This is a genomic window from Serratia myotis, assembly GCF_027474885.1.
In the GTDB taxonomy this organism is placed as follows: Bacteria; Pseudomonadota; Gammaproteobacteria; order Enterobacterales; family Enterobacteriaceae; genus Serratia; species Serratia proteamaculans.
The window spans coordinates 3,379,850-3,395,878 of the sequence record NZ_CP099707.1 but is presented as its reverse complement, the minus strand read 5'-3'; the positions used below and the strand labels follow the sequence as shown (position 1 = coordinate 3,395,878).

Annotated in this window: 18 protein-coding genes; 3 read left to right on the top strand and 15 right to left on the bottom strand. The window is 58.1% G+C overall.

Annotation, left to right across the window (positions count from 1 at the left end):
- The first annotated feature begins 130 nt into the window (after positions 1 to 130).
- Together flgK and flgL are read left to right on the top strand one after the other, a co-directional pair.
- Complete coding sequence (gene flgK, locus NHG65_RS16115) at positions 131 to 1,777, top strand: flagellar hook-associated protein FlgK (RefSeq protein ID WP_207978464.1); 1,647 nt, start codon at positions 131 to 133, stop codon at positions 1,775 to 1,777.
- A 58-nt stretch (positions 1,778 to 1,835) separates the two neighbouring features.
- Positions 1,836 to 2,795 (top strand): flagellar hook-associated protein FlgL, encoded by a 960-nt coding sequence (gene flgL, locus NHG65_RS16110; protein ID WP_099064639.1) that lies wholly within the window; start codon positions 1,836 to 1,838, stop codon positions 2,793 to 2,795.
- 387 nt (positions 2,796 to 3,182) lie between these two features.
- On the opposite strand, the gene sra is transcribed toward flgL, so the two are convergent.
- From sra to fliF, 14 genes are all read right to left on the bottom strand, one after another.
- Positions 3,183 to 3,314, bottom strand: coding sequence for a stationary-phase-induced ribosome-associated protein (sra, locus tag NHG65_RS16105; protein ID WP_099064638.1), 132 nt, complete (start codon positions 3,312 to 3,314; stop codon positions 3,183 to 3,185).
- A gap of 373 nt (positions 3,315 to 3,687) precedes the next feature.
- Positions 3,688 to 4,470, bottom strand: coding sequence for a flagellar biosynthetic protein FliR (fliR, locus tag NHG65_RS16100; RefSeq protein ID WP_099064637.1), 783 nt, complete (start codon positions 4,468 to 4,470; stop codon positions 3,688 to 3,690).
- Positions 4,471 to 4,472: 2 nt separating this feature from the next.
- On the bottom strand, positions 4,473 to 4,742 hold the full coding sequence (gene fliQ, locus NHG65_RS16095; protein ID WP_037419012.1) for a flagellar biosynthesis protein FliQ: 270 nt from the start codon (positions 4,740 to 4,742) through the stop codon (positions 4,473 to 4,475).
- A gap of 48 nt (positions 4,743 to 4,790) precedes the next feature.
- On the bottom strand, positions 4,791 to 5,627 hold the full coding sequence (fliP, locus tag NHG65_RS16090; protein ID WP_232519121.1) for a flagellar type III secretion system pore protein FliP: 837 nt from the start codon (positions 5,625 to 5,627) through the stop codon (positions 4,791 to 4,793).
- Positions 5,624 to 6,028, bottom strand: coding sequence for a flagellar biosynthetic protein FliO (fliO, locus tag NHG65_RS16085; RefSeq protein ID WP_099064636.1), 405 nt, complete (start codon positions 6,026 to 6,028; stop codon positions 5,624 to 5,626). The genes fliP and fliO overlap by 4 nt, the downstream gene beginning before the upstream one ends.
- A complete protein-coding gene (gene fliN / locus NHG65_RS16080) occupies positions 6,028 to 6,441 on the bottom strand; it encodes a flagellar motor switch protein FliN (protein ID WP_085117280.1) in 414 nt (137 codons plus the stop codon). Before fliN ends, fliO begins: the two co-directional genes overlap by 1 nt.
- Positions 6,438 to 7,439, bottom strand: a complete 1,002-nt coding sequence (fliM, locus tag NHG65_RS16075) for a flagellar motor switch protein FliM (protein ID WP_085117279.1) — start codon at positions 7,437 to 7,439, stop codon at positions 6,438 to 6,440. Before fliM ends, fliN begins: the two co-directional genes overlap by 4 nt.
- Positions 7,440 to 7,444: 5 nt before the next feature.
- Positions 7,445 to 7,927 carry a flagellar basal body-associated protein FliL gene (gene fliL, locus NHG65_RS16070; RefSeq protein ID WP_099064635.1) on the bottom strand — a complete coding sequence of 161 codons (483 nt, stop codon included), beginning with the start codon at positions 7,925 to 7,927 and terminating at the stop codon, positions 7,445 to 7,447.
- A 168-nt stretch (positions 7,928 to 8,095) separates the two neighbouring features.
- Positions 8,096 to 9,322 (bottom strand): flagellar hook-length control protein FliK, encoded by a 1,227-nt coding sequence (locus tag NHG65_RS16065; protein ID WP_499182418.1) that lies wholly within the window; start codon positions 9,320 to 9,322, stop codon positions 8,096 to 8,098.
- Complete coding sequence (gene fliJ, locus NHG65_RS16060) at positions 9,319 to 9,765, bottom strand: flagellar export protein FliJ (protein ID WP_099064633.1); 447 nt, start codon at positions 9,763 to 9,765, stop codon at positions 9,319 to 9,321. The genes NHG65_RS16065 and fliJ overlap by 4 nt, the downstream gene beginning before the upstream one ends.
- Before the next feature lie 22 nt (positions 9,766 to 9,787).
- Positions 9,788 to 11,149, bottom strand: a complete 1,362-nt coding sequence (gene fliI, locus NHG65_RS16055; protein ID WP_099064632.1) for a flagellar protein export ATPase FliI — start codon at positions 11,147 to 11,149, stop codon at positions 9,788 to 9,790.
- Entirely contained in the window at positions 11,149 to 11,853 is a 705-nt protein-coding gene (gene fliH / locus NHG65_RS16050) for a flagellar assembly protein FliH (RefSeq protein WP_413501722.1), read from the bottom strand. The genes fliI and fliH overlap by 1 nt, the downstream gene beginning before the upstream one ends.
- On the bottom strand, positions 11,846 to 12,838 hold the full coding sequence (gene fliG / locus NHG65_RS16045) for a flagellar motor switch protein FliG (protein ID WP_099064630.1): 993 nt from the start codon (positions 12,836 to 12,838) through the stop codon (positions 11,846 to 11,848). The genes fliH and fliG overlap by 8 nt, the downstream gene beginning before the upstream one ends.
- A complete protein-coding gene (fliF, locus tag NHG65_RS16040; protein ID WP_499182417.1) occupies positions 12,835 to 14,523 on the bottom strand; it encodes a flagellar basal-body MS-ring/collar protein FliF in 1,689 nt (562 codons plus the stop codon). The genes fliG and fliF overlap by 4 nt, the downstream gene beginning before the upstream one ends.
- Before the next feature lie 434 nt (positions 14,524 to 14,957).
- On the opposite strand from fliF, the gene fliE reads away from it, so the two are divergent.
- Complete coding sequence (gene fliE, locus NHG65_RS16035; protein ID WP_129936672.1) at positions 14,958 to 15,272, top strand: flagellar hook-basal body complex protein FliE; 315 nt, start codon at positions 14,958 to 14,960, stop codon at positions 15,270 to 15,272.
- A 35-nt stretch (positions 15,273 to 15,307) separates the two neighbouring features.
- Here fliE and NHG65_RS16030 read toward each other — a convergent pair whose 3' ends face one another.
- On the bottom strand, positions 15,308 to 15,907 hold the full coding sequence (locus tag NHG65_RS16030) for an NAD(P)H-dependent oxidoreductase (RefSeq protein WP_499182416.1): 600 nt from the start codon (positions 15,905 to 15,907) through the stop codon (positions 15,308 to 15,310).
- Positions 15,908 to 16,029: the final 122 nt, after the last annotated feature.

The following is a 16,029-nucleotide window of genomic DNA, read 5'->3' as shown; positions in this document are numbered from 1 at the left end:
AGCATGCTGAACCCGTTTTTTTCCTCAAGTTTCCCCGCTTTTTGCCGATAACCAAGACAGGCTGAGTGAACCCTCTCAGCAGATTAATTGACTTCTGTGGGCCAGCGGCGCCGCAGCAAAAGGAACTTTTATGTCCAATAGCTTAATCAATACCGCGATGAGCGGGCTGAATGCGGCTCAGGTGGCGCTCAGCACTGTCAGTAACAACATCTCTAACTACAACGTGACCGGCTATAACCGCCAGACGGCGATCCTGGCGCAAAACGGTGGCTTGAGTACCATGAACGGCTTTATCGGTAACGGTGTCACCGTCACCAGCGTTAACCGCGAGTATAACCAGTTCATTACCAACCAATTGCGCAGTGCGCAGGGCAGCGCCGAAGCGCAGGGTGCCTATTACGAGAAAATCTCTCAGATCGATAATCTGTTGGCGAGCAAAACCAATACCTTGTCGACCAACATGCAAGACTTCTTCACCAACCTGCAGAATCTGGTAAGTAACTCTGGCGACGATTCGGCGCGTCAGACGGTGTTAGGCAAGGCCAACGGCCTGGTTAACCAGTTCAACAACACTGACAAATATCTGCGTGATATGGACAGTGGTGTTAACCAGCAGATCGGTGACAGCGCGCAGCAAATCAACAGCTACAGCCAGCAAATTGCCCGTCTGAATGACGAGATTACCCGTCTGCGCGGCAGTGGCGGCGAGCCGAATGCTTTGTTGGATCAGCGCGATCAACTGGTGACTGACCTGAATAAAGTGGTGGGTGTGCAGGTGACCCAGCAGGATGGCGACGCCTATACGGTCTCATTCGCCAACGGCCTGACCTTGGTGCAGGGCAGTACGACCTACCAGGTGTCGGCGGTACCTTCCAGCAGCGATCCTTCCCGCTCAACCCTGGGTTACGACCGCGGCAACGGTGCCAACGAAGTCCCTGAGAGCCAGATCAACAGCGGCAGCCTGAGTGGGGTGTTCAAGTTCCGCAGTGAGACGCTGGACGGCGCTCGCAACCAACTGGGGCAAATTGCGCTGGCGTTGGCAGACAACTTTAACCAGCAGCACCGCGCAGGTTTCGATCTGAACGGTGACGCAGGGACAGACTTCTTCAGTTTCGGCGGCGGTCGCGTGGTGGATAACACCCGTAATACCGGTGACGCCTCGTTGTCGGTCTCTTACACCGATACCAGCAAGGTGAAGGCCAACGACTACCGCGTCGAGTTTGACGGCAGCAACTGGCAGGTGAGCCGCCTGCCGGACAACGTTAAGGTTAACGCCACTGCGGGTACCGATGCTGACGGCAAGCAGACGTTGAGCTTCGACGGTCTGCAGGTCAGCATCGACGGTAACGCCAAGGCCAAAGACAGCTTTACCGTGAAACCGCTCAGCGATGTGGCGGGCAGCCTGAAGGTGGCTATCACCGACACGTCACATATCGCCGCAGCCGGCAAAGATGACAGCGGCCGTGGTGATAACGAAAATGCCAAAAAGTTGATCGATCTGCAAACCCAGAAGCTGGTGGACGGCAAAGCCACCTTCAGCGGTGCCTACGCCGGTATGGTCAGTAGCATCGGCAATCAGACCGCTGCTGCCAAAGTGGCCACCACTTCGCAGAGCAACATCGTCGTACAGCTGACCAACCAGCAGCAGTCGATCTCTGGCGTCAACCTGGACGAAGAGTACGGTGAGCTGTTGCGTTTCCAGCAATATTACATGGCTAACGCGAAGGTGGTTGAAACCGCCAGCTCGCTGTTTGATACCTTGTTGAATATCCGTTGATTTAATTGCTGACCGGCGTCCTGTGGGCGCCGGTCGCTCACCGTGAGGAACCTACAGCATGCGTATGAGCACCAGCATGATGTACCAACAAAACATGTCCGGCATCACCGGCAACCAGTCACTGTTTATGAAGGCCGCTGAGCAGTTGTCGACGGGCAAGCGAGTGATCAATCCTTCCGACGATCCGCTGGCGGCGTCGCAGGCGGTGATGCTGTCGCAGTCGCAGGCTGAGAACAATCAGTATACGCTCGCGCGCACCTTTGCCCGGCAGAGCGTCTCGATGGAGGAAACCGTTTTGAGCGGTGCAACATCGACCATTTCCGATATTAAGGCGCTGATCGTCAACGCGGGTGGCACCAAAAGCGATAACGACCGCGACTCGCTGGCGACCCAACTGCAGGGGCTGAAAGATCAGCTGCTCAATCTGGCTAACAGCACTGATGGTAACGGCCGCTACATGTTCGGCGGCTATGTGAACGACAAGCCGCCGTTTGTCGATGAAGGTGGAACCGTGAGCTATAAAGGCGGTGACAAGGTCGTCGAACAGAAGGTGGACGCCAACCGGACCATGACCATTGGTCATACCGGCAAGGGGGTATTCATGTCGTTGACCAGCAACCCGAAACCCGAGCCGGACGGCAGTGCGCCGGTGGCTAACGTGTTTGAGAGCATCGACATTGCATTGAAAGCGCTGAAAACCCCGCAGCAGGACGCGGACGACGCCACCAAGCAACAGGTGACAGATGCATTGGCCAAGGCTAACCGCGGCATGGACAACTCCTACAACAAGGTGCTCAGTGTGCGTGCTGAATTGGGCAGCCAATTGCAGGAAATGGACCAGTTGGACAGCATCGGCAAAGAGCGCGACATGACCAATCAAGTGCAGATGAGCGCGCTGACAGATGCGGATTTGGCCGAGTCGATCTCTGCTTACTTTATGCAACAGGCCGCGCTGCAGGCGTCATATAAAACCTTCGGTGATATGCAGGGGATGTCGCTGTTCCAGATGAACCGCTGATACCCGTCAATACCCGTCGTCTGTAGGGGGCGAATATATTCGCCCCGTGACTGATGCGGGCGCAGCATGCAGCGCCCCTACAGTGCAGGGTGGGAATGGCAATAACCCATATCCGCTGTGAAGTTATGGCGGATCGCTCTTTGGGTGTGCTTAGAGGACTTTATCGCTGTAAACAGGGGTAGGGAATTCTTGAAACCGGGCGCACTTGTTTGGCACGTCACTCTTTCCCCCACGAAGGTTTGAGTGACGTGCCTTTTTTTCGGCTGAGGCAAAGTGAAACCTGCCGATATCCGCCTGATTCAACGTAGGGAAACGTCTTAATATTCAGGGGTGACGGGGTGAATAATTCCGGAGATTATATTTCGGGATTTATTTATAACATCGTCGTTATTTCTTCTTTTTCACCATAGCCCATTTTTCACCGTTCGGCGAAGGGGATAATGCAATTTGAATTCGGTTGGTTGCCCAGTGCGCCATACCTAAGGCTCTGCGTGCTCTGCGGTTGGTTTTAGCTTTCATTTCTGTGCTCCTGAGAGTAGGATTAATTCCGCAAATAATAAATATAACCGTCCCGCCGGCTGACCCCGGTGAAAGAATATCTTTATCCTTGCGGATAACGGATGGAGTTTTAAATTCACTTCCCTGTGTGTTGCTTTATATTTAAATTCCCTCCTGCATTTAATTTCTACGACTAAATACTGACGGTTTTACTGATGGCTTTTTATTTAACAAGGCCATTCTAAGGTGGGGGATTTATTATTCAAGTCGATAAAATTAATCGAAGCCAAATAGTGTTAATAGGTTTTTTTCAACTTTTTATAGCGAGAAAGGGGTTTTACTGCCCGTTTGTCCGGCGAGGTGCGGCCGTTAAGCCGCATTGATCAGGGTTACGCTAGGGCGTCATGCTGCCGAGGACATCGGCCAACCTGTCGAAGAACTCGCCAAACAGGTGCTCACAAAACGGTGCCAGCATCGGCATCATCATGCCAATGGTCATAATGCCGATGGTCATGGTGACCGGGAAGCCAATGACGAATACCGACAGTTGCGGCGTCATACGGTTGAGCAGACCGAGCGCCATGTTCAGCGTCAGTAACAGGCAAATCAGCGGCAGCGCCAGCATCATGCCGTTGATAAAGATCAGCGAGCCGGCCTGGGTCAATGCCAGAAAACCGTTGCCGTTCAGCGGTTCGGCCTGAATAGGCAGGGTATGGAAGCTGTCTACCAGCAGCGAAATCAACCACAGGTGGCCGTTAAAACTGAGGAACAGCAGCATCGCCAGCAGGTTGAGCAACCGTGCCAGCACCGGGGTGTTTGGCCCACCGCTGGGGTCAAAGAAGGTGGCGAATGACAGGCCCATCTGCATGCCAATCACTTCACCGGCCAGGCGGATTGCCGCGAAGGCAAACTGCATGGTCAGGCCCAGCGCCACGCCGATCAGGATTTGCTGAGCCGCCAGCCACAGGCCGGCAGCGGAGAAAATAGGGACAGAGCTGATGGGCAGACCGGGGGCCACCAGGACAACGATCAGACCGCCCAGGCCAATTTTCACCTTCTTGCTGATCTGCTTTTCGCTGAACACCGGCGCGGTGCTGATCAACGCCAGAATGCGCAGCAGCGGCCAGAAATATTGGCTGAGCCAGACGCCGAACTGGGCGCTGTCAAATGTGAGCATGGTTAACCAATCAGATTTGGCAGGTTAGTGAAAAGCGTGCGCATATAGTCCAGCAGCAGGTTCAGCATCCACGGCCCGGCAATCACGATGGTGGCCACCACCGCCAGAATTTTGGGGATGAACGACAGGGTCATTTCGTTGATCTGGGTGGCGGCCTGCAGCAGGCTGACCACCAGACCGCTGACCAGCGCGGCGAGCAACATCGGGGCCGCCAGCGCCAGCGCCACTTTCATCGCTTCGGTGCCCAGCGCCATGACCGATTCGGGTGTCATCGTGAATCCCTCAGTGGCGGGGTGCCCGCCGCGAATTACCAATAAAAACTAGGAATAGAAACTCTGTGCCAGCGAGCCAAGCAGTAACTGCCAGCCATCGACCAACACAAACAGCATCAGTTTGAACGGCAGTGAGATGGTCGCCGGTGGCACCATCATCATCCCCAGCGCCATCAGCACGCTGGCCACCACCAGATCGATAATCAGGAACGGAATAAATACCGTGAAACCGATTTGGAACGCGGTTTTCAGCTCGCTGGTGACGTAAGCCGGCAGCAAAATGCGCATCGGCACCGCCTCCGGTCCTGCCAGCGGCGGCAGGTTGGCGAGCTTGGCATACAGGGCCAGATCGGTTTCCCGCGTTTGGCGCAGCATAAACTCGCGCAGCGGCTGCGAACCTTTATCCATCGCCACGTCCAGGCTGATTTTATCCTGGCTGAACGGCAGATAGGCGTCCTGATAAACCTTGTCGAACACCGGTGACATGATGAAAAAGGTCAGGAACAGCGCCAGACCCAGCATCACCTGATTGGGCGGCGCGGACGGGGTGCCGAGTGCGTTGCGCAGCAGCCCGAGCACGATGATGATACGAGTGAAACTGGTCATCATCAGCAGCATGGCAGGCAGGAAGCTGAGCGAGGTCAGCAGCACCAGCGTTTGTACCGGCAGCGACCAGCTTTGGCCACCGTTGGCTAACGGCTGGCTGATCAAGCCGGGCAGTTGCGCGAAAGCCGCGGGGCTTATCAGCAGCAGCGCAGCAGCCAGAAGTTGTTTTCCCCTCACCCCGGCCCTCTCCCAACAAGAGAGGGGGAAGGCGGCGGTTTTCTGCCAATCCGAGCCGAGGGGAGTCATCGTCGGGGATGCCGATTGTTGAGTGCGAGTCATGCCGATTTTTCCGGACGTTTCAGAACTTTTTGCATCAGTTGGCGAAAATCCGCCGGCGCGGTGGCCTCGGCTGCTGTGCTGTCCGCCGCAGGGGCGGGCAGGGTATGCAGCGGGGTGATTTGCTGGGCGGTGACACCCAGCACCAGCAAGGTGTTATCCACCTCGATCACCACCACGCGCTCGCGTTGCCCGACCTGGCAGCTGGCACGCAGGTTTAACAGTTTGTTGTTGCGCGCCTGTGGGGCAAACCCCAGTCGGCGGAACAGCCAGCCGGCCAGCAGGATCAGCAGCAGGATGCCACCGAGCGCAGTGCTGACCTGCGTCAGAACCGAACCGGCCGGCAGTGCCGGCGCGGCAGGTTGTAAGGTGCCCTGGCTGGGCGCGGCGGTGCTTGGGTTCATCAGCGGCTCAGGCGACGCATGCGTTCGGAAGGGGTAATGATGTCGGTGATGCGTACACCGAACTTGTCGGCCACCACCACCACTTCGCCCTGGGCAATCAGATAACCGTTGATCATGATATCCAGGGGTTCACCCGCCAGCCCGTCCAGAGCCACGACAGATCCCTGCGACAGGCGCAGCAGCTCCTTGATGGTCATTTTGGTGCGGCCCAGTTCGACGGTCAGTTTGACCGGAATGTCCAGGATCAGATCGATGTCCTGCAGGCTGCCGCTGGCATCCTGCGGTTCCAGCGATTTGAACACCGCGTCGCTGGCAGAGGTTTTTTCGGTAGATTGCTGCTCGTTAAACGCATCAGCCCACAGGTCGTCCACGGATTCCTTTCCTTCGCCAGACGGTTGCTTAGGATCACTCATTTGGGCTGTTCCTCACTCAGAGCATTCAAAATAGGGTTAATCAAATGTTCAACACGCAGGGCGTACTGCCCGTTTAACGTGCCGTATTGGCTGGTCAGAACCGGTACGCCGTCCACGTGGGCGATCAGGCGATCCGGTTTATCAATCGGTAATACATCACCCGGCTGCAGCTTCAGGATTTTTGACAGCCGCATCGGGATATCGACGAAGTTGGCAATCAGCTCCAGTTCAGAATGCTGTACCTGCTTCACCAGCGTTTCGCGCCAGTGGCTGTCTTCCTGCCGTGAGTTTTCCAGCGGCGGGTTGGTCAGCAGTTCGCGCAGCGGTTCGATCATGGCGAACGGGATACAGATGTTGAACTCACCGCTCAACGCACCGATCTCCACCTGGAACGGAGTGGTGACCACAATGTCGTTCGGCGAAGTGGTGATATTGGTGAACTTCACCTGCATTTCAGCGCGCACGTATTCCACGTTGATCTTGTAAATCGCACTCCAGGCGTCGCCATAGGCGTCCAGCGCCAGGCGCAGCATGCGCTTGATCACCCGTTGCTCAGTAGGCGTGAATTCGCGGCCTTCCACTTTGGTCGGAAAGCGACCGTCGCCGCCAAACAGGTTATCGACGGCGATAAACACCAGGCTCGGCGCGAACACGAACAGCGCGGTACCGCGCAGCGGGTTCAGGTGCACCAGGTTGAGATTGGTGGGCACCGGCAGGTTGCGGGCAAATTCGTGATACGGCTGGATCTTGATCGGGCCAACGGTAATGTCCGGACTGCGGCGCAACAGGTTGAACAACCCCATGCGGAACTGCCGGGCAAAACGCTCATTGATGATTTCCAGCGCGTGCAGTCGCTCGCGCACCACGCGGCGCTGGGTGGTCGGATCGTACGGCTTGACCTCGCTCTCGTTACTGGCGACCGCTACGGGTTCATCCCCCGCGCTGTCGCCGTTGAGCAAGGCGTCGATCTCTGCCTGTGAAAGAATGCTGTCGCCCATAGTGATTACCGCAATATGAAGGCGGTGAACAGCACGTCGCTGACCACCTGCTTCGGTTGTCCCTTAACCAGCGGCGGGCTAAGCACGTCCTTAATCTGCGCCACCAGTTGCTGTTTCCCTTGTTCACTGCTCAACTGACCCGCTTCCTGACGGGACAGCAGCATCAGCAGACGGCTGCGCACTTCCGGCAGAAAATCATTCAGTTGGCGGCGAGTATTTTCGTCCGGCAAGCGTAACGTCAGGCCGATATACAACACGCGATCGGGGTTGTTATCCGGCGTCATCAGATTGACGGTAAAGGTGTCCAGCGGCATAAACACCGGCACGGCCGGCGGCTGAGGTTTTTCTGCAGGTTGCGTACCGTTCTGGTGCTGCTTGAGCTGCCACCAGCTGTAGCCGGCGGCGCCGCAAGCGAGCACGGCTATCAACACCAGCAGGATGACCAGAAGGGAGCGTTTTGGTGCTGCCGGTAGGGTATTTTGAGACATAGCTAAATCAAATTCCTGTTGTTATACCCGACGTTCTGAAACCCGGCGGATATATAGCGCGCGCAAAAGCCACACGCATGACATGTAACGGTATTATCGCGCCTATTGCGGCGCACAATAGCCAGAATAGGCGGGGAAAAACGTGCCAGCTTGGGCGTTTGCGGCCACTCAGGCGAAAATATCAACGCCGCTGACGCCGCGGGCCATGGCCTGCAATGCCAGTGGGGCGCTGAGCGCCTCTGTGGCCGGTTCGCTGCCACCGTGGCTTTCGCGATAATTCGACCGGCCCTGTTGCTCGCCACTCTGCTGTTGTGCCTGTTGCCCCTGTGGCATTGACTCACCGCCCACGCTGCTGTGCCCCAGATTGATACCGCTTTCCGCCAGTGCATGGCGCAGTTGCGGCATAGCGGCTTCCACGGCGGCACGCACCTGACCGTGGGCCGAGGCAATGTGCAGCTGTGCCTGGTTGTCATCCAGCTTGAGGGTGATCTGCAACGCCCCCAGTTCCTGCGGATGCAAACGCAGCTCGGCACTTTGCTGGCCGTTGCGATGGAACATCAACACCTGCTGATTCAGCGCCTGCTGCCACTCGGGACTGCCGAGCTGGGCATTCAACTGTGGCGTGGGTGGGGCGGTGACCAGCGAGGCGGCTGGGGTGGCGGCCAGGGTCGGGCTGGATACCGGCGGTGCCACCAGGTGATTGACCGGCGTTTGCGGTTGCGTATCGGTGCCGAATTTCAATGCAGCGACATCCGGCTTGTCATGGGTTGCCGCGGTCTGTTGTGGCGTGTCGGCGCGACTTTCCATGTTGAGCGGATCTTGGCTCACCGTTGTCGGGTTTTTTTGCGTGTCTGCCAGCGGGCTGCCGGAAGCATCCGAAGATCGGCCCAGAGCGGCGCTCAGCACCGCTGCCGGTTGCGTGGCATTCTGCTCGCCTTCAACGGTCAGTTCAGTGGCTCCGGAAGAACCTGGCATCACCGGCGTGACGGCAATGGGCAGCATGGCGAACAGCGCCTGCAACGTGGCGGCGTCGATCTCACCGGCAGGGCGCAGAGCCGTCTCCTCTGGCGGTTGATTTTTCTGCGGTTCTTCGCCGGGAGCGACGGCGGCGGGCTGACCGTTGCTTAACAGCGACGGCGCTAAAAGCTCATCACGTTCGCCGAAGGCGGCCAGTAGCTGGGTGAGCTGGTTGCGGCTCAGCGGCGCTGACTCCTGGTCTGCGCTCAAGGTCATCGGTGACAGCTTGCCCGCAGCCTTATCGGCAGGCAGCACGCGGGCACCGAGCAGTTGTGCAAAGGCGGACGAAAGGGACGACTCATCCAGCGGCAATGATGCGTCCGGCAGTAATCCGCTATCGCCCGCGGGCGACATTGCGGGCAAAACGTTGAGGTTCATTGGTGAGTATTCCTTTGTGCACTGCGTTGAGCGAACTCATCCATCAGCTTTTGATCCCGTTTATTCTCCAACTGCAGCTCCGCGCTTTGGGCTCGGGTATGCAGGGTTTCGAAGGCGTTCAGCCGCTGCTGTTTGTCCTGCCAGTGCTTCATCGCGTGGTCGACCTTTTGTCCCCACTGCGTCAGTTGCTGGCGGTGCTGGGTAATGGCCTGCTCCAGCGTGCCGATAAACTGCTGGTAGTTCTGCCAGTTGGATGACTCCATACCGCCACTCAGTTGATTATTCAGCTTCTGGCGGTACTCATCCTGATAATTGAGCAGCATGGAAAGCTGCTGCTCAGCCGCCTGCTGCGCCTTGCGCACCTGGCCCAACTGCTGCGTCGCCTGTTCCACCGCATCCTGCGCCAAATCGCGCAGGGTAATCAGGGGTGACTGTGGTTTCATCGGATTTGCGCCTTTGGTGACGTTAAACGATCAATTGCTGTAACTGTTGGCAGGCGTCGTCGTAACCGCTGCGCTCGAAAATGCCCTGTTGCAGATAGGCTTCCATCTGCGGGTACAACGCCATCGCCTTGTCCAGCAGTGGATCGCTGCCTGAGACGTAGGCACCGACGCTGATCAAATCGCGGTTGCGTTGATAGCTGGCCAGCATTTGTTTGAAATTGCGTACCCGACGGTAGTGCTCTTCGTCGATCAACGACGTCATGGCGCGGCTGATCGACGCTTCAATGTCGATGGCCGGATAGTGACCGGCCTCCGCCAATCGCCGCGACAGCACCACGTGACCGTCGAGAATGGCACGCGCCGAATCGGCGATCGGATCCTGCTGGTCATCACCCTCGGTCAGCACGGTATAAAAGGCGGTAATCGAACCGCCACCGCTGATGCCGTTGCCCGCGCGTTCCACCAGTGCCGGCAGTTTGGCGAACACCGAAGGCGGGTAACCTTTGGTGGCCGGTGGCTCGCCGATGGCCAGGGCGATCTCACGCTGGGCCATCGCGTAACGGGTCAGTGAATCCATAATCAGCAACACGTGCTGGCCGCGATCGCGGAAGTCCTCGGCGATACGGGTGGCATAGGCCGCCCCCTGCATCCGCAGCAGCGGTGAGACGTCCGCCGGTGCGGCGATCACCACCGAGCGTGCCCGGCCTTCAGGGCCGAGGATGTTTTCGATAAAGTCTTTAACCTCGCGGCCGCGTTCACCGATCAGCCCGACGACGATCACGTCGGCCTGGGTGTAACGTGCCATCATGCCCAGCAGCACGCTTTTACCGACGCCAGAACCGGCGAACAGCCCCATGCGCTGGCCACGACCGACGGTCAGCAGGCCATTGATGGTGCGTACACCGACGTCCAGTACCTGTTCGATCGGTGTACGTTGCAGCGGGTTGAACGGGGCGGTGATCAGCGGCGCACGATAGCCGGTTTCCGGTGCGGGCAGGCCGTCGAGCGGCTTGGCGCTGCCGTCCAGCACCCGGCCCAGTAGTGCCGGGCCAAGCGGCAGCTGTTTGCTGGCGCTCTGTCCTTCCGGCGAGACGCGGGCATAAACCCGGGCGCCGGGCACAATGCCTTCCACTTCTTCCAGCGGCATCAGAAACAGTCGCTGGCCGTTAAAACCGACCACTTCGCTCTCGACTTCCTGCACTTCACCGCCGTCGTGGCGCTCGATCAGGCAGGTGGCACCGATAGGCAGTTGCAGCCCGGTGGCTTCCAGCACCAGCCCGGTTGCGCGCGTCAGGCGGCCGTAGCGACGAACCGTCGGGGCCAGAGTAATACGTTTTTCCAGCGTATCCAGTGAGGTCAGCCAGCGGCCGAGGCGCTGAGTCATTACACCTCTCCCGGCGCTGCCAGACGGCAGAGTTCGTGCCAGCGGGTCGCCAGACTGGCGTCGAGATCGCCCTCATCGGCACTGACCTTACAGCCGCCAGGGTGCAACTGACCGTCCGCCAGCAGCCGCCAGCCGTGCAGGCTTAGCGTGGCACCCAACTGCTGCTCTATCCGATGATAATCATCCGGATGTACGCGCAACTGCGGCTTGCCGCTGAACATCGGCTCCTGTTGGATCAACTGTTGGATCTGCGCCAGCAGCGCGGTGCCATCACACACCGGCGGCTGACCGAGCACCTGTTTGGCGGCGGTCAACGCCAGTTGCATCAGGCGCGAGGCGATCACGCTGTCGAGAGCGTCCAGCGTGTGCTGGAATTCGGTCACCAGCTGCTGCCAGTGGGCGGTCAGCGGTTGCTGCTGTTGCTGCGCCTCCAGCAAGCCCTGTTGGCGGCCTTCCTCCATTCCGGCCTGGAACCCGGCGTCGTAGCCTTTTTGCTGACCGTCGGCATAACCCAGTTGCTGGCCTTGCTGCTCTGCCTGCAGGCGTAACTGGGCCAGTTGCTGTTCCTGAACGACGCTGTCGTCCAGGGGAACGCCGTAAGTTTCCACCACCGGTAACGGCAGGGGTTCGAGCTCCGGTTTGGGGTCGTTCAGGTCATTGAGCGACCAGGGCTGCCAGGGCAGGGTGTTAATGCGATCAGACATAGGTGTCCTCGCCACCGCCGATAATCATTTCGCCGCTCTCTGCCAAACGACGCACCACCAGCAGGATGGCTTTCTGCTCGTTCTCTACCTGCGACATGCGCACTGGGCCACGGTTGGCCAGATCGTCGCGCAGAATATCGGCCGCGCGTTGCGACATGTTCTTGAGGAACTTCTCGCGCAGCGGCTGTTCCGCGCCTTTGAGCGCCACCAGCAAGGATTCGCCTTCCACTTCCTGCAACAGGCGCTGGATGCTGCGGTCGTCGACTTCCACCAGGTTTTCGAACAGGAACATTTCGTCGATGATCTTCTGTGCCAGCTCGCCGTCGTATTCGCGCATGGCGTCGATAACCGCCTCTTCCTGCTGCGTTTTCATCAGGTTGATGATCTCGGCCGCGGTGCGTACCCCGCCCATTTTGCTGCGCTTGAGGTTCTGGCCGTCGAGCAGGTTGTTCAGCACTTCGGTCAGTTCCGCCAACGCCGCCGGCTGCACGCCACCGAAAGTGGCAATACGTAGCATGACGTCGTTGCGCAGGCGTTCGTCGAACAGCGCCAGAATATCTGCCGCCTGGCCACGCTTCAGGTGGACCAGAATGGTGGCGATGATCTGCGGGTGTTCGTCGCGGATCAGATCCGCGGCGCTCATCGGCTCCATAAAGTTGAGCGTTTCCATGCCGGTGGTGGTTTCGCGAGATTCGAGAATATCCTCCAGCAGGCTGGAGGCACGCTCTTCGCCTAACGCCTTGATCAATACCGAACGCAGGTAGTCGCTGGCATTGACGCTCAGTGCTGCGTACTGTTCGGCATCGTCTTCAAACTCGCGCAGTATTTCTTGCAGTTGCTTGTGCGAGACCTGGCTCATGCTGGCCATGGTGCCGCTCAACTGCTGAACTTCACGCGAGGAAAGGTGTTTGAACACCTCGGCAGCGCGATCTTCACCCAGCGTCATCAGCAGGATGGCGCTTTTTTCGGTACCGGTCAGACTCATAATTCGTTACTCATCCATTGGCGGATTACCAGAGCGACCACGCGTGGGTCTTTTTCAGCCAGTTCGCGGATCCGCTGGCTCTGGACTTCTGCACTGACGCGCTGCTGCGATTTGCGGTGCTGCGCCAGCTCCTCATTACTCTGTTTATTGCTGTCGGCCGCTTTGGCCATTGGCGCATTGGCGCTGGCTAGGGCGGCTTTCTGTACCGCCTGACGGTTTTGCAACTGCGGCCGCACCAGTTTGCGCCACAGCAACCAGGCCACCAGCAGGACCAGCAGATAGCGACCGGCATCCAACAGGCGATCGATAAAGCTTTGGCTTTGCCAGAACGGCAGTTCACCACCGGTGACTTCGTTATCGGTAAACGGCGTATTGACCACGTTGAGGGTATCGCCACGGCTGCTGGAGAAGCCCATGGACTCACGTACCAGCGATTCGATCTGCGCCAACTGCTCTTTGCTCATCGGCAGCGGTTTGCCTTCTTTATCGGTGCCGCGATAGTTGACCACTACCGCCACCGACAGCCGCTGTACCGTCCCGGCCTTCTGCTGGGTATGGCGAATGGTGCGATCGACCTCATAGTTGGTGGTTTCATCGCTGCGCGTATTCTGTGGCCCTGACGCCGCACTGCGGGTTGCCGTGGCATTCGGTTTGGCGGTGTCGGCGTTGGTGCCGGCAGCCGGTTTGGCGGTTTCAATCGGCGCGGTAGCCGGTGCGCTAGGCTGGTTGGACAGTGCGCCCGGCACGCCGCCGACCAGCGGCCCGCCAATTTGGTCGCTTTGGCTCAGCTGTCTGGAGCGTACGGCGGCTTTATTGGGCTGTTGGTTCGGCTGGTATTCTTCGTCAGTTTGCTCGCGGGTGGCGAAGTCAATCTGTGCGGTGACCTGCGCACGGACGTTGCCGCTACCGACCATCGGCGCCAGGATTGCTTCGATGCGACGCTGATAGCGATTTTCCACTTCACCGGCGTACTTCAACTGTGCCGCGTTCAGGTCACGCCCGGTGCCGTCAGACTGGGTCAGCAGGCGGCCGGACTGATCGACCACCGTGACGTTGCCCGGCGGTAAACCGGCAACGCTGCTCGAAACCATATAAACGATGGCGTTGATCTGACCGTCATCCAGTGCGCGGCCGGCTTGCAGCGTCAGGGTTACGGAGGCGGAAGGGGATTTTTGTTCGCGGACAAACAGCGAGGGTTTTGGCAGCGCCAGATGCACGCGGGCGTTTTGTACCGGCCCCAGGGATTCGATGGTGCGTGACAGTTCGCCTTCCAGCGCGCGCTGATAGTTGATTTGCTCACTGAACTGGCTGATGCCGAATTTTTCCTGATCCAGCAGTTCGAAACCCACTGCGCCACCTTTCGGCAGACCCAGCTGCGCCAGCCGCAGGCGGGTTTCATGTACTTTATCGGCCGGGATCAGCAGCGCCGCGCCGTTTTCGGCAAAGCGGTAGGGGATGTTCATCTGCGTCAGTTGGGTGACGATAGCACCCCCGTCGCGATCGTTAATGTTGCTGTACAGTACGCGGTAATCTGGGCTTTTTGCCCATAACAGCAGCGCAACCACAATGGCGATGGCGGCGGAAGCGGCGATCAGCAGTGGGATTTTCGGGTTGGCGCGCAGACGGTCCCACAGGGCTTGCAGACCATTATCGCGGTTTTCGGTGGCGGAGATTGAAGCACTCATTTTAGCCAGTGTCCTTCAATGACGCTCAGGATCCGGTGCGGGCCACGGCGTAGCTCCCTGCCAGGCTGATGAACGATGTGGTTAGCGTTGTGTGACAAAACAGACTCCCTGATACACATATAAATATACCCTATGCCTTTCAAGTTGCAGCTAGGCGACCAGCTCGCTCATCCCCAGGCGCTTACTTGAGTAAGTAACTGGGGTGAGCGAGTGCAGTTAACAACGCTGCAACTTGAAAGACGACGGGTATAGCGGCGCTCCCATTTCTGGGCATGCCATTATTTCCCCTTTGGGGCTATTTCGATGGCCCGATAAGCCGGGTTTTTTGCAGTTAATTAGCCGCTTTAGGATAAAAATGCTGTGTTAGGGTGTGCAGCATCAAAGTAGTGCCTGCCGCCACAACGGCAGGTAGCCGCGTTTTTATTGAGGTCACGATGGCAATTCAGGGTATTGAAGGGGTGTTGCAACAGTTGCAAGCCACGGCGATTCAGGCAGGGCAGCTCGGACAAGGCGCTGGTGCGCCAGGCGTCAGTTTTGCCAGCGAACTGAAAGCGGCAATCGGCAAGATCAGCGATACCCAGCAGACCGCACGCAAGCAGGCGCAGGATTTTGAGGTCGGCGTCCCCGGCATCAGCCTGAATGATGTGATGGTCGATCTGCAAAAATCATCGATCTCGCTGCAGATGGGCGTGCAGGTGCGTAATAAGCTGGTTTCCGCTTACCAGGAAGTGATGAACATGGCGGTGTGATAAAGCTGGCCTCAGAGGTGAGGCCATGACGGGTTTCAGGAGAGCAGTTCAACCAGTTTATGACGGGCCGCTGCCAGGCCGCTATCCCGGCCATGCGGTTTCATATCCAGGCCTTCGGCATAGACGAATTGCACCTCGCGGATGCCCATCAAACCCAAAACAGACCTTAGGTAGGGCGTGACTGCATCGGTTTCTTGACCGACATGCACACCCCCGCGAGAACTGATCACCAGGGCTTGCACAGCTTCCACCAGACCGACCGGATAAGTCGCGGTGTAGTTGAATGTCACCCGTGCACGCGCCACCAAATCAAACCAGTTCTTCAAATGGGTTGGTACGTTGTGGTTGTACATCGGCGCACCTATGACCACCAGATCGCTGGCTTTGAGTTCGGCGATTAATTGGTCAGAAAGTGCCACCCCATCGTTGATCCGCTGGCTTGAGATTTCACCGCCGCGCAGCGCGCTGAACAGCTCGGCGTCCAGCACCGGCAGGTTGAGCTCAACCAAATCACGCACCACGATATTGTCCTTCATTCCTCTGACGCTACGCTCGTTCAGGAAGCTGTCGATCAGCATATTGGTGTGGGATTGGTCACCCTTGAAGCTGGATTTGAGTACCAGAATATTGCTCATAATATTTTCCTGATTGGGGTCTGAGTTAAATCCCCTGGCATTACCTTTGCCGCTGGGGCATTCGAGATAACGCATGTTAGCATTGCTGAATATTCACCAGTGGTGATAGTGTTTCACATCAT

Excerpts from the sequence above, each read along its gene's own strand:
- flgK (WP_207978464.1), top strand. The coding sequence starts at position 131 with ATGTCCAATAGCTTAATCAATACCGCGATGAGCGGGCTGAATGCGGCT.
- flgL (WP_099064639.1), top strand. The coding sequence starts at position 1,836 with ATGCGTATGAGCACCAGCATGATGTACCAACAAAACATGTCCGGCATC.
- sra (WP_099064638.1), bottom strand. The coding sequence starts at position 3,314 with ATGAAAGCTAAAACCAACCGCAGAGCACGCAGAGCCTTAGGTATGGCG.
- fliR (WP_099064637.1), bottom strand. The coding sequence starts at position 4,470 with ATGCTCACATTTGACAGCGCCCAGTTCGGCGTCTGGCTCAGCCAATAT.
- fliQ (WP_037419012.1), bottom strand. The coding sequence starts at position 4,742 with ATGACACCCGAATCGGTCATGGCGCTGGGCACCGAAGCGATGAAAGTG.
- fliP (WP_232519121.1), bottom strand. The coding sequence starts at position 5,627 with ATGACTCGCACTCAACAATCGGCATCCCCGACGATGACTCCCCTCGGC.
- fliO (WP_099064636.1), bottom strand. The coding sequence starts at position 6,028 with ATGAACCCAAGCACCGCCGCGCCCAGCCAGGGCACCTTACAACCTGCC.
- fliN (WP_085117280.1), bottom strand. The coding sequence starts at position 6,441 with ATGAGTGATCCTAAGCAACCGTCTGGCGAAGGAAAGGAATCCGTGGAC.
- fliM (WP_085117279.1), bottom strand. The coding sequence starts at position 7,439 with ATGGGCGACAGCATTCTTTCACAGGCAGAGATCGACGCCTTGCTCAAC.
- fliL (WP_099064635.1), bottom strand. The coding sequence starts at position 7,927 with ATGTCTCAAAATACCCTACCGGCAGCACCAAAACGCTCCCTTCTGGTC.
- NHG65_RS16065 (WP_499182418.1), bottom strand. The coding sequence starts at position 9,322 with ATGAACCTCAACGTTTTGCCCGCAATGTCGCCCGCGGGCGATAGCGGA.
- fliJ (WP_099064633.1), bottom strand. The coding sequence starts at position 9,765 with ATGAAACCACAGTCACCCCTGATTACCCTGCGCGATTTGGCGCAGGAT.
- fliI (WP_099064632.1), bottom strand. The coding sequence starts at position 11,149 with ATGACTCAGCGCCTCGGCCGCTGGCTGACCTCACTGGATACGCTGGAA.
- fliH (WP_413501722.1), bottom strand. The coding sequence starts at position 11,853 with ATGTCTGATCGCATTAACACCCTGCCCTGGCAGCCCTGGTCGCTCAAT.
- fliG (WP_099064630.1), bottom strand. The coding sequence starts at position 12,838 with ATGAGTCTGACCGGTACCGAAAAAAGCGCCATCCTGCTGATGACGCTG.
- fliF (WP_499182417.1), bottom strand. The coding sequence starts at position 14,523 with ATGAGTGCTTCAATCTCCGCCACCGAAAACCGCGATAATGGTCTGCAA.
- fliE (WP_129936672.1), top strand. The coding sequence starts at position 14,958 with ATGGCAATTCAGGGTATTGAAGGGGTGTTGCAACAGTTGCAAGCCACG.
- NHG65_RS16030 (WP_499182416.1), bottom strand. The coding sequence starts at position 15,907 with ATGAGCAATATTCTGGTACTCAAATCCAGCTTCAAGGGTGACCAATCC.